The 11,799-nt window shown below is 61.2% G+C and carries 9 protein-coding genes; 3 read left to right on the forward strand and 6 right to left on the reverse strand.

The genetic code is table 11. From position 1 onward, the window contains the following. The first annotated feature begins 79 nt into the window (after positions 1 to 79). On the forward strand, positions 80 to 436 hold the full coding sequence (locus H586_RS0115940) for a response regulator (RefSeq protein ID WP_011366375.1): 357 nt from the start codon (positions 80 to 82) through the stop codon (positions 434 to 436). Positions 437 to 638: 202 nt separating this feature from the next. Here the strand turns inward: H586_RS0115940 and H586_RS0115945 are convergent, their stop codons facing one another. The 5 genes from H586_RS0115945 to H586_RS19610 form a co-directional block, all read right to left on the reverse strand. After that, positions 639 to 1,355, reverse strand: a complete 717-nt coding sequence (locus H586_RS0115945; protein WP_034619557.1) for a tetratricopeptide repeat protein — start codon at positions 1,353 to 1,355, stop codon at positions 639 to 641. A gap of 459 nt (positions 1,356 to 1,814) precedes the next feature. Then, positions 1,815 to 3,752: a methyl-accepting chemotaxis protein gene (locus H586_RS0115955; protein WP_027182527.1), complete on the reverse strand. Its 1,938-nt coding sequence runs from the start codon at positions 3,750 to 3,752 to the stop codon at positions 1,815 to 1,817. 414 nt (positions 3,753 to 4,166) lie between these two features. Then, positions 4,167 to 5,237: an aminopeptidase P family protein gene (locus H586_RS0115965; RefSeq protein WP_027182529.1), complete on the reverse strand. Its 1,071-nt coding sequence runs from the start codon at positions 5,235 to 5,237 to the stop codon at positions 4,167 to 4,169. Then, positions 5,237 to 6,595, reverse strand: a complete 1,359-nt coding sequence (locus H586_RS0115970; RefSeq protein ID WP_027182530.1) for a protoporphyrinogen/coproporphyrinogen oxidase — start codon at positions 6,593 to 6,595, stop codon at positions 5,237 to 5,239. The genes H586_RS0115965 and H586_RS0115970 overlap by 1 nt, the downstream gene beginning before the upstream one ends. 94 nt (positions 6,596 to 6,689) lie before the next feature. Beyond that, positions 6,690 to 8,438 (reverse strand): glycosyltransferase, encoded by a 1,749-nt coding sequence (locus H586_RS19610; protein WP_034619561.1) that lies wholly within the window; start codon positions 8,436 to 8,438, stop codon positions 6,690 to 6,692. Positions 8,439 to 8,577: 139 nt separating this feature from the next. Here H586_RS19610 and H586_RS0115980 point away from each other — a divergent pair, with 139 nt between their 5' ends. Both H586_RS0115980 and H586_RS0115985 read left to right on the forward strand, forming a co-directional pair. Beyond that, the gene (locus H586_RS0115980; RefSeq protein WP_027182579.1) at positions 8,578 to 9,606 is read left to right on the forward strand and encodes an aminoglycoside phosphotransferase family protein; all 1,029 of its coding nucleotides are present in this window, start codon (positions 8,578 to 8,580) and stop codon (positions 9,604 to 9,606) included. Then, a complete protein-coding gene (locus H586_RS0115985; protein ID WP_011366368.1) occupies positions 9,582 to 10,643 on the forward strand; it encodes an ABC transporter ATP-binding protein in 1,062 nt (353 codons plus the stop codon). Before H586_RS0115980 ends, H586_RS0115985 begins: the two co-directional genes overlap by 25 nt. Here the strand turns inward: H586_RS0115985 and mutY are convergent. Next, positions 10,640 to 11,746, reverse strand: a complete 1,107-nt coding sequence (gene mutY, locus H586_RS0115990) for an A/G-specific adenine glycosylase (protein WP_011366367.1) — start codon at positions 11,744 to 11,746, stop codon at positions 10,640 to 10,642. The genes H586_RS0115985 and mutY overlap by 4 nt on opposite strands. Between the last annotated feature and the right edge of the window lie 53 nt (positions 11,747 to 11,799).

Below are 11,799 nucleotides of genomic sequence, written 5' to 3' on the forward strand. Positions count from 1 at the left end.
TGCCCGCAAAACAACCAACCCCCGCCGTCCTGAGCGACGGCGGGGGTTTTAACCAGCATGCCTTGTGAAGGAAATAACAATGAGCAAGCGAATTCTTGTTGTGGACTGCAACACCGAAGAACGCCGGTCTCTTTGCGATGTGCTTTCCGCCAACGGGTATCAGGTGACCGTCACCGCGTGCACCCGCGAAGGGCTGGATGTCATACGCACACAAAAGCCGGATCTCGTGGCGCTGGAAATGGACATGCCCAGCCCCGGCGGAACCATTTTTTATGCCCGCATGCGGCGCGACCCTGAACTGCGACATACTCCGGTGGTCGTGGTGAGCAGCGTGGGACCGCGTCCCGCCGCCCTGCGCAAAGGGGTACCCGTGGTGCAGAGACCGGCTGCAACCGGTGTTCTGCTGGATACCGTATCCCGTGCCATGGCTGTGTGATACCGGCTCCGCGGCAGAACAGCTCTGCAAAGCAGTCTGCCCGTCAACCGTTACAGCATCGCAGGCGAGTCCGGCATGCGGCCCGTACAGCCGCAGCCGCCGCACCCGTACTCACCAGGACCGGAAAAGACCGGACTCGTCTGTGCCGCACCCGCCGCCCCGCCCGCGGACAAAAGGCGCAAAGCGCGGCACCGCCGGCGGCTTACGCCGCAGCAGCCAGTTCCGTATCGGCAGGATATACACGCAGCCAGCGGCGCATCAGTTTTTCCGCACGCTCAAGCTCTGCCTGCTGCATGCCCGCCTCAAGCGCGGCGCGCGCTTCGCGCGCCTTGGCCAGCCCCGCACGGTCTGCCAGCATAAACCACATAAGCGCACGGGTTTTGCTGGCGCGTACGCCCTGACCGTCACGACACATCACACCCAGCGAGTACATGGCTCTGCAGTTGCCCAGCGCCGCGGCCGACCCGAAAAGCCCCCGCGCCGCATGACTGACGGCAGTCTCCGCAGCGGTGCCGCACAGACCCGAGCCGATACCGTACCGTGCTTCACCTCCCAGCACGCGCGCCCGGTGCAGAAACTGACGTTTGTTGTCCACCGCTTCGGGAGAAAGCAGCCTGTCGCGCCAGTCCGCCGCTATGTCATCATACAGCGGCTCATCATTAAAGCTGTACCGTTCCGCAAGACGGAAGCAGTCCGCCGCGCGGGTGAAATCCTGCCGCACACCCTGACCGTGATAGTGCATCACACCCAGCATGTTCAGGGCCTCGTGGTAACCGCCCCCGGCAGACCGCCCGAACCAGTCGGCTGCCTTGGCGTAGTCCTGCGCGGCTCCGCGTCCTTCGTAAAACATGGCTCCCAGATGAAACTGGGCATTGGTGTCGCCGGCCTCTGCCAGTGAGAAGAGTTCCTGAGATTGCATACCGTCCACCCTTGGTTTGGTGTGTAGTAAAGAACGCCCTTCCCGATGTGGTGCACCCTCCGTGCACCTTTCAGCATGTGAAGCGGACACTGCCGCTTCTGCCACGGCCTGCAATGCGCCGGCTTTGCGCGGTTGCCACTCCGCGCGGCGGTGGTTGCTTTCCGCCCCGGCAACACCCTGTGCGAGCCGCCTGCAAACTCATACCTAATCGGTATGATTTAATTCCTACCCACAGCGTAGGATATTGTCAACGCATCATCCCGACTTTTTTAGTCGGTGATAAATATTTTCCTGTCTGAAAAAGAAAAGCCGCGCCACACGCGGGTGCCGCGCTGCCGGCAGCGCGGCACAAGCACGCCCCGCAACCGCACGACAGGGCCGGTGCCCCCATGGAGACACCGGCCCTTTTTCCGTTCATCCCGGCGTGCTGCGCCGGTTGTATACACCCGCCGCTGTTTCTCAGCGGTTCAGTTCGGTTATCAGCCCGTCCAGTTCCTGCGCTGTCCGGGCCAGCCCGTCAGCGGAATCAAGCATGGCGTGCATACCCTCCGTGGTGGTGTCGGCCACAGAGTTCACCGCTTCCAGCGCCCGGGTTATCTGTTCCGATGCTGCGGACTGCTGTTCCGACGCGGCAGCGATGGACTGCGCCTGCCCGGCGGCATCATCGGCCAGACGGACAATTTCGCGCAGCGCCTCTGCCGACCCCGCGGCCAGCCGGTTGGCCTCATCCACCGATTCCACAGCCTCGGTCATGCTGGCCTGATTCTGGCGCGTGGCCGACTGAATGGTATGTACTCTCTCGGCCACTTCTCTGGTTGCGGCCATGGTTTTTTCGGCCAGTTTGCGCACTTCGTCCGCCACCACGGCAAAACCGCGTCCGGCATCACCGGCACGTGCGGCTTCTATGGCCGCGTTAAGCGCAAGCAGGTTGGTCTGGTCGGCAATTTCATTTATCACATCAATCACCTGACCGATGGATTGGGCATCGCGTCCGGAGCGGGCCATATCTTCCTGCAAGGCCTGAGCAATAGTGTTCACTCTGCGCATGGCTTCTTCCGAACGGGCCACCACACCAAGCCCCTGCTGGGCTTTTTCTCTCGTGACAGCCACCGCCTGCGACGCGCTGCCTGCATTGCGGGCTATCTCCACCACCGTGGCGGTCATTTCTTCCATGGCGGTGGCCGTTTCCGTCAGGCGGTCCTTCTGCACCTGCGCGCCGTCGGCAGCGGTCTGCGCCTGATGGTGCAGCCCTGCGGCCGACTCTGCAAGCCTGCCGGAAATCTCTGCGGTGCGTTCCGCCACCCCCTGCATTCTGCCGAACAGACTGCGCACCTCATGTTCTTTTCTCAAAGCTTCCTGCGTTGCGCTCTCGGCGCGCTGCGCCTGCTGCAACGCTTCGTGCTCTTTGCGGGCCACTTCCTGCATCTGGCTGCGCAGCCCGGAAACCATGGCCATGATATCATCGCGCAGACGGGCAAGTTCACCGGTGAATTCACCCTGCGGAACAGCGGTCAGGTCTCCGCCGGAAACCGCCGCGGAATAGCGCTGCAACGCATCCAGTGAAACAACAATGGAACGCAGCAGCCACAGTACCAGCACCACCACAAACAATGTCGCCCCCACGCCCACGCCCAGCGTCACCATTTCCACACGGGCAACCATCTCTCCGCGCTGCCGCGCAAAGTTCTCGCGCAACGCCAGTATGGACGGCTCGAGCTGCTGTCCCGCTTCCACCATCAAGGCGGTCTGACGAGCCTTCACCCCGTGCTGCTCCACATAGGCGTTGAAAGTACGCCGGTAGCCGCGCAGCTTGTCCAGCAATTCGCTGTTTCCGGCCAGACCGCGCTCCAGTCCTTTCAGCAGGGCATCCACCCTGTCAACGTACAACTGTCCGCCGCGCATCACAAAATTCTTTTCCTGCCGCCGCAGCTGCAGCAGCACGACAAGCACATCTTTGTCACCCAGAGCATCCACGGCCGACTCAAGCTCTCTGGCCGCCATGATGAAATCATGCTCGATACCCGTTTCCAGATTACCCAGAGCGCTGTGGGCCTGTACGGCGGCTTCAAAAGCTCCGGCATAAACACCCAGCCGGTCAAGAATGCGCTCTGTCTGCCGGGCGGCCTCGGGTTGCTGCGCAGCTATGCGCCGCAGGCTGCCTCTGATGGCTTCCAGACTCTGCCGCGCACTGTCCAGCGACTCGCTGTCCGTGCGCAGCAGGTAGTTCTTCTCCTGCCGGCGGACCTGCAGCACCTGTTCTTTGGCGTCCACAGCCAGCCTTTCCAGCGCCAGCACATCCTGCGTCAGGATGTTGCCTGTACGGTCCGCGGCAAACTGCGCACCGAATCCCGCAACACAAATACCCAGCAGCAATAACAACTTGTGTCGTATTCCCATATAGTTCCTCGCTCATCGGCCACGGACAACGGGACGCCGTCTTTGCCTGTCGATCGCTTTTGAACCATGCGTATGCCTGCGGTCGGCACGCCCGGGGACGTTCCATTATGTCGCAACCCTTGTCAGCATGCGGTGGCATTTACAGCCAGAAAACGTTGCACACCCGCAGACTGAACCGTTTAAACATAAAAGAAATCTTATACTGGGCTACTGCAAGCATCCGGCAATGTCTATAACCACCGGACAAAAAAGAAGGCTGGATACCGGAAAAGGTGTTTGCAGCCACCGCAGACCTGCGCCGAACCTAAAACATATTGAAACAAACAGAAAACCGGCCGGAAAACACACTCTGCGCGTTTTCCGGCCGGTTTTTCCGTCGGCAGTCAGATGCGGCACACACGCCGCAGAACAGCGCTACAGCACGCGCACACCATCCTCGGTGCAGTGGACCATATATTCCCAGCGGACACCGCCCCATACAGGAAAATACAACCCCGGTTCCACGGTGATGACCATGCCCGGTTCCAGACGGGCATCGGTGCGGTGGTTGACCGCGGGCGCCTCGTGCGTCTGCAGCCCTATGCCGTGGCCCAGCGAATGCGTGAATGCGGCTGCTACGCCGTGCCGTTCAAAAACGGCCAGTGCCATATTGTGCGCATCGGCAAGGGGCATGCCCGGGCGCATGATGTCGATGGCAACCCGCTGGGCGTGCTGCACCATGTCGCGGGTGCGCAGAAACTCGTCCGCAGGGCGGTCTCCCACCCAGAACGTACGGGTCTGGTCAGAACAGTAATCGTCCACGCGGCAGCCCACATCCACCAGCAGGGGGCAGTTTTCATGCAGCACCGTGTCGTCGGGAATGGCATGGCACATGGCCGCGTTGGCTCCGGCCGCCACAATGCTGGGAAAAGCCAGCTCGGAGGCGCCGTTTTCACGGAAAAACTTTTCAATGTCCCACGCCACCTGCGCCTCGGTTCTGCCCGGATACAGCACCTGCGGCAGCCATTCCATCAACCTGTGGTTCAGGGCGCATGCGCGTTCCAGACGTGCGATTTCTTCCGGTTCCTTTATCACACGCAGCTTTTCAACCAGCCCGTCGGCCTTTTCCAGAGACAATCCTCCGGCGAACGAATCGTAAAACGCCATGCTGACGCAGGACGACTCGTATCCTATGGCACCGGAAAAACGTCCCTTTACAAACTCGCGCAGTCTTTCCGCGGCATTGCCGCTGTAAATGAAAATGTGCTCCCTGTCCCACAGACGGCGGGCCGCCTCTTCAAACCGCGGGTCGGTGCACAGCCAGTCCGGTCCGTCGGCTGTTATGAGCAGACGGCCGCAACTTTCATTTATCTGCGCGTCATGCAGTTCAAAACCGCTCAGGTAAAACCGGTTGGCATCCAGACTGACAAGCAGGGCGTCCAGCCCGTTTTCGCGCAGCAGCGGACGCAGGCGTTCGCGCCGCCGCGCATAATGTTCCGCGTTCATCACTTTTCCTGAATAGTGTAAGTTGTTTCCGGCGTGCCCTGCACCATGCGCTCGGCCCACTCAACCCCCTGCATCACGGAATGATCCATGTTGGCCACTTCGTACTTCCAGCCCCCGAATCTGCCGCGGGAACTGATGCCGTGCTCTTCAAGCCACGGATGCAGAGTGCGCAGGGCGCCGTCACGCTCCAGCGTGGGCACAGGATAGCCGTAATCCACGGCTATGCTCCAGCGCGAGACTATCAGGTCGCGGTGCGCTTCGTCCAACATGGCGGTATTCACAAGTCCCTGCACCGTTTTGTCCATAAGGGACGAAAGATCTTCGGGCTTGTGTTCCGACCACGAGGTTTCGGCCATCAGGGCCCGCTGCCTGCCCGGCAACGCCACATTATTGGGTGAATAATTATGAAAATTGGTAAGGCGGTAATAGGGGCAGTCATCTTCGGGAAAATACATCCAGCAGGTGTCATCGTCGCGGGTGTCTTCAACCCCCACGCCCGCCACAAAAACACCGTTGCGGCTCAGCCTGCCCGCCGCATCGCGCAGCATGGTGTGCGGCGTGTCTATGCAGTCCAGCACCAGCCTGTCCAGCGGGCCGGTGTTCAGCATATACGAATAGCTGATGACATCACCGTCAGCAGTGCGCACGGTGCGCGCTGCAGGGTCCACCTGCACCACGGCGGTGTTAAGACGCACATGGCCGTCCAGCTGCGCACCCATGCGGTGAAAAATCTCTCCGGTACCGCCGTGCAGAGGAAAACGGAACATGTTGTTGGGGCCCCAGCTCACGTTATCCAGTTCCAGCACCAGATTTTTCAGCACCATTTCAAGGTCGATGACGCTTACCCGTTCGCCTATCCAGTGATAGGCCATAAGCTCCGGCGGGGTGGCCCACACCTTGAAATTGTACGGCAGCATGAAATGCCGTGCTATACCTGCGCCGAACACATATTCAATCCACTGCCGGAAGTTGTGCGGCTGCACCTGTGTTCTGATATGCGGCAACAGCGCCTGAACGCATTCCCACTGCATGTCACGGGGCAGATGCCTGATGTTGTTCTGAAAGGGATACGGAATCCAGCGCTGTGCAATACGTACCCGCGCAATGCGCTGGTGTTCCAGATAGGCGTCACCCAGCAGAGACTCTATGAGCCGGTCAAAATAGTCGTAATGCGAAAAAACCACATGGCCGCCGATGTCCCATGTGAACCCCGCATCGTCGGTGAAGCTGGTGGCCAGACCGCCGCAGTAGGCGTTGCGTTCCAGCAGCAGAAAATCGTTTTCTCCCAGTTCGCGCAGGCGTCTTCCTGCTCCCAGCCCTGTGGGACCGGCACCGATGATCAGATATTTGACATGCATGGTTTGATGGCTCCTTGGTTCCGCCGCCCGCACCCCGCAGGCAATCTTGATGAAATATGCCCCAGATGCAGCCCCGCCGCAGCGGAAGAGGCACCTAACCGGCGTCTGCCAGCGTTTCAAGCAAATGCCGTTCCAGCATATCCAGTTCCGCCCGCCGCAGCCGGACAATGCTATCGGGCGGATACATATTGTGCAGTTTGTATTTATTGCCCGCCCCGTTGCCGTACTGCGCGGCGCTCATGCGGACCGCCTTGCCGGTACGCTTCATGTGCCGCACCGTCAGAAATCCCGTATAGCAGGCATGCCGCCCCTGTGTCGCCATGCGCAGGTCATGCTCCAGATCGTCATACTGCGTGGGCGAAAACATAAGCGAAAAATCGCCGGAATCCAGCAGGTCGGCGGTGCGGAACAGGTGACAGCAGCCGGTGACGGAAATACAGGGCCTGATGTAGTCGAACTGCCCCCAGTCCGTTACCTGCGCGTGCACGTCGGACACATTGAACGGACACGCCCGCACCGAGACCAGCGATTCACCGGCCAGCGCGCTGCGTTGCTCCGGCGTATCATCTGCGGAACCGGCCATGGTCAGATGCAGGTCAGCGGACTGCACGATGTACGGGGCAGCGGCGTCCACTATCTTGCCGCCCCAGACGGAAGCGGCCGGACGCACCTGCACCGCACGGGCCATATGCCCCAGCCAGTCTGCAGGCAGGGCCGCATCGTCGTCCAGATAGGCGGCAAAATCACACTCCGCGACCTGCGGCAGATGCATCAGCCAGTTGCGGGCGGCCGGTGCGCCGATGTTCACCGGCAGATGCACGGCATGCATTCTGTCGCCCAGTCTGTCCGCCCACGCGTCTATGACGGCGCCCGTGCCCTGTGCTCCGTCCGTGCTGCCGTTGTCCAGCGCCACAATGGTGTGCAGCTGCTGCGCGCTGTGCGCCAGATGGCTGAGGGCATCATCCAGATCGGCCGCCTTGTTATATGAATACAGCAGCGCCGCCACCCTGCCCAGCCCTGTGCTGCAGGCGGGCACATGCAGCCCGCCGCGCACGGCGTGCGCGCGCAGAGCCAGCGAAACATGAAAAGGACGCGCACGCAGCACATCCTGCCACAACCGCAGCGCCTCATGGCTGTGTCCCTGCAGCTGGCGGATATGCCCGAGCCTTGCGGCCACACCGCACAGCATACCGGCAGCGGTTACTTCTCCGGCCTGCGCATGCAGCTGCTCCAGCACGGCTTCCGCGGTATCAGCACGGCCCGCACACAGCCACAGCCCCGCACCGGCATAGGCAAGCACCGGCTGCAGTGCCTGCGGAGCAGTCGCCGCATACCGGCGCACATGCTCAAGGCTCCATTCCGCATTGCCGGTCAGTTCACCCACGGCGCACACCTGCTGCACCCACCAGATGTTATCCCCATGCTTTGCACGTTCGCCGTCAAGGTAGCGCATGCAGCGTCCGTAATCACCCTGCGCGGCCAGACGCTGGTAGTAACGCAGATTCTCCGGCACAGCACCGGACTGCTGCAGGGCCTGCAGCGCACTGCGCAACGCGCCGGAAAGCCAGGGGCGCCCCTCCTGCCGGCGGGCGTGACCGTCCAGTTCCAGCAGCTGCCCGCCCAGACGGATATTCAGACAGTCATCCTCCCACGCTGCCAGCAGCAGCTCCCGTCCGGTATGCCACCAGAACATTCTGTCGGCCACCGGAGCCGTTTCCAGCGCGGAAAGCATGTCGGAAGCCGCCTGCAGAAGATGCAGACTGCCTGCACTGCCATGCAGCAGACGTTCTCTGAGAAAAGCGGGATACCGCATCCACATGGCGGCGCTGTGTGCTGAAGTCATATATCTCCCGATGGGCGGATGTTACACCGGCGGCATGTGCCGGACGGCGCATGCACGCGGACGCGGCAGGTTGTGAGCACGCAGCGATTAGCTTACTCTGTGCCGCGCATTTGCAAAAAGCATATAAAAAGGAGCCAGCATGAACCGTGCCGCCACCTTAGCCGCATATCTGACAGAAAAAAACTGGATGAGCCAGCCCGTGAGCGCCGGGCAGGTCAGTTTTCTGGCCGCCGGTGAATACAATGAAAACTGGCTGGTACAGTGCGGCGGACATGCGGCGGTGCTGCGCATCAACCACGGCAGCCAGCTGGGATTGCGGAACCAGTCGGAGTACGAATTTTCGGTACTGCGGCATGTGGCCTCCAGCGGCCTGACGCCGCAGCCCTATGCACTGGACCCGCTGCCGTGGAAACACGGCCCCGGCAAGGGTGCCATGCTGATGGAATATATTCCGGGCACACCGCCTGATTACCGCCTGCACGCGGCCGATGCGGCCCGCCTGTTCGCCCGGGTGCACGGCTGCCCTCTGCCGCCGCGGGGGGACATGATCGCGCAGCCTGATCCGGTGCGCGACATCGCGCGGGAAAGTACAGGTCTGCTGCACCGCCAGCCGGACCACCCGCGCAGCGACATCCGTACACGGCTGCTGAACTACCGCGACACCGTCCTGCGTCTGGCGGACGACACGGCACAGCTGTTTGCCGGTGAACCGCAGGTCATCACCAACACCGAGGTCAATTCCGGCAACTTCATAGTCCTGCCGCCGCAGCACCCGCGCAGAGGCAACGAACAGGCCGGAATAGCCCTGTGCCTTGTGGACTGGGAAAAAGCCGTTATCTCGTGCTGTCATCAGGATCTGGGCCATTTTCTGGTGCCCACCACCACGCGCTGGAAAACGGATTTCACCTTTGATGCGCAGAGCCGCACGGACTTTCTGCGTGCGTATCTGCAGGCACGGCACGGCAGCGTCGACGCAGACGCACTGGAAGCCCTGCACCTGCGCACCCGCGTACTGGAACGCACCATTCTGCTGCGGGCACTTTCGTGGTGCTTCATGGCATGGTATGAGTACAGCCGCGGCGACCGCACCCTGCGCAACGAATTCACATACGGCCGCATCACATCCTATCTGGAAAACATCGAATGCATATTGAAATACGGGGAATAAGCATACGCTACGCGGACAGGCCCGTGCTGGACAATGTGAGCTTTGCGGCACAGGCAGGCGACATAGTATCCATTGTGGGGCCTTCGGGCGTCGGCAAAACCACGCTGCTGCGCATCATCGCCGGACTGGAGCACCCCCATGCCGGAGAGGTGCTTTTTTCGGGTCTGCCCGCACCGGCACAGCAAAAAAAAAGGGCACTCTGGGAAAAAGAACCGGAGCATCCTGCCATCATGGTGTTTCAGGACTATCTGCTTTTCCCCAACCTCACCGTGCACGACAATGTGGCCTTCGGACTGAAAGCGCGGCGCACGCCGCGGCCGGAACGGGCCAGACGGGTGGAGGAAATGCTGCATTTTTTCCAGCTGCATGAACTGGCCGGCAGATATCCGGTACAGCTTTCCGCAGGGCAGAAACAGCGCGTCGCCATCGCCCGCGCCATGGTGGTCAATCCCGCCGTGCTGCTGCTAGACGAACCGTTTGCCAACCTTGACCGCAACCTCAAACTGTCCACTGCGGAATTCATACGCAGCACACAGAAGACTTTCGGCACAACCACCATCAGTGTGACCCACGATCTGGAAGAAGCCTTTGCCATGTCCGACCGCATCGGGGTGATGCTGAACGGCAGGCTGGAGCAGTACGACACGCCGGAGAACCTGCACAACGCCCCCATTGCCGGCAGTGTGGCTGAATTTCTGGGACCCGTGAATGTGCTGGATGCCGCAGCCTGCCTGCAGCTGGGGCTGCCGCACGGTCCGGCCGGCATACGCGTGCGGCCCGAAGCGCTGCTGCTTGCCCCGGACCCTGCAGGGCCCGGCAAAGTGCTTGCCGTACGTTACGGCGGCCACCATGTGCGCTATACCGTACATGCGGCCGGTACCGGGCTGACCGTATATGCCATGCACGACACACTGAAACCGGGTGACAGGGTACGCATAGACATGACACGCGCCCTGCCTGACCCTGACCGTACTTCAGGTCAGGCTGAAACACCCCGCACGGCAGGGGTCTCCGGCGCAACGGGCACTGCGGACTAGCCGCCCTGCAGCCATTGCCACTGCAGGCTGCCGGCCATCATATCCACAAGTTTGCGGTGCCCCGCAGGCAGCGTATAGCCGTCCAGCTCGGCAAAACGCACCCAGCGGCTTTCCGTAGCCGCATGCAGTACGGGCACATCACTGCCGCCACGCAGTTCCAGCAGATAACAATGCAGTGTGGCGCGGTATGTGGTGTAGCCATGACGCACCACGGCTATCTTTTCCCGCGGAACAACGTCGAACTCCGTCTCTTCCATAAACTCGCGCCGCACGGCTTCCTCCGCAGTCTCCCCCTGCTCTATGCAACCGCCGGGGAACTCCCAGAATCCTGCCCATACGCCCATTTCCGGTCGTTTCTGAATAAATATCCTGCCCTGATGCACCAGAAAGCCGGTGGCCACCTCGATAGGCACTATGGATTTGCGGGCGGTAAGCACCGGACGTTCCTGCACAATCCCCAGACGGAACGCCTCGCACCACTGCTGCACGGGACACAGCGGGCAGCGGGCTTTTTTTCCGCAGACCAGCGCGCCCAGCTCCATAAGAGCCTGATTGAACAGGCGGGCCTTGCCGCGGGGCAGCAGGCTCTGCGCCGTATGCCGCACAAAGGCCGCGTTTTCCTTTTCCTTTATGGGAGTATCAATGTCGAACAGACGCGAAAAAACGCGCTCCACATTGGCGTCCACAGCCACGGCATCCTGCTGAAATGCAATGGACGCTATGGCCCCTGCGGTGTAGTCGCCCACACCGGGCAACGCCCTGATATCTTCATACCGGCAGGGAAAAACCCCGCCGTGCTCCTGCATTATCAGACGGGCAGCCCTGTGCAGATTACGCGCGCGTGAATAATACCCCAGACCTTCCCATGCCTTCAGCACATCGTTTTCCGCAGCGCGCGCCACGGCGGCCACATCGGGAAAACGCCCCATCCAGCGGTTGAAGTAGGTCACGCCCCGTTCCATCTGTGTCTGTTGCAGCATTATTTCCGATACCCAGACGCGGTACGGAGTATAATCGCGGCGCCACGGCAGATCGCGCATATTCACGGAAAACCAGCCCAGCAGCGCCTGTACGAACCGTTCTTTATCATCATCATGTATCATGCCGGTCTTGTACCCTTACCGGACAGGCTTGAAAAGCTCTCCGCGGGCAGCCC

This window comes from Oleidesulfovibrio alaskensis DSM 16109 (genome assembly GCF_000482745.1).
GTDB classification, from domain to species: domain Bacteria; phylum Desulfobacterota; class Desulfovibrionia; order Desulfovibrionales; family Desulfovibrionaceae; genus Oleidesulfovibrio; species Oleidesulfovibrio alaskensis.

Excerpts from the sequence above, each read along its gene's own strand:
- H586_RS19610 (WP_034619561.1), bottom strand. The coding sequence starts at position 8,438 with ATGACTTCAGCACACAGCGCCGCCATGTGGATGCGGTATCCCGCTTTT.
- H586_RS0115980 (WP_027182579.1), top strand. The coding sequence starts at position 8,578 with ATGAACCGTGCCGCCACCTTAGCCGCATATCTGACAGAAAAAAACTGG.
- mutY (WP_011366367.1), bottom strand. The coding sequence starts at position 11,746 with ATGATACATGATGATGATAAAGAACGGTTCGTACAGGCGCTGCTGGGC.
- H586_RS0115965 (WP_027182529.1), bottom strand. The coding sequence starts at position 5,237 with ATGAACGCGGAACATTATGCGCGGCGGCGCGAACGCCTGCGTCCGCTG.
- H586_RS0115985 (WP_011366368.1), top strand. The coding sequence starts at position 9,582 with ATGCATATTGAAATACGGGGAATAAGCATACGCTACGCGGACAGGCCC.
- H586_RS0115940 (WP_011366375.1), top strand. The coding sequence starts at position 80 with ATGAGCAAGCGAATTCTTGTTGTGGACTGCAACACCGAAGAACGCCGG.
- H586_RS0115970 (WP_027182530.1), bottom strand. The coding sequence starts at position 6,595 with ATGCATGTCAAATATCTGATCATCGGTGCCGGTCCCACAGGGCTGGGA.
- H586_RS0115945 (WP_034619557.1), bottom strand. The coding sequence starts at position 1,355 with ATGCAATCTCAGGAACTCTTCTCACTGGCAGAGGCCGGCGACACCAAT.
- H586_RS0115955 (WP_027182527.1), bottom strand. The coding sequence starts at position 3,752 with ATGGGAATACGACACAAGTTGTTATTGCTGCTGGGTATTTGTGTTGCG.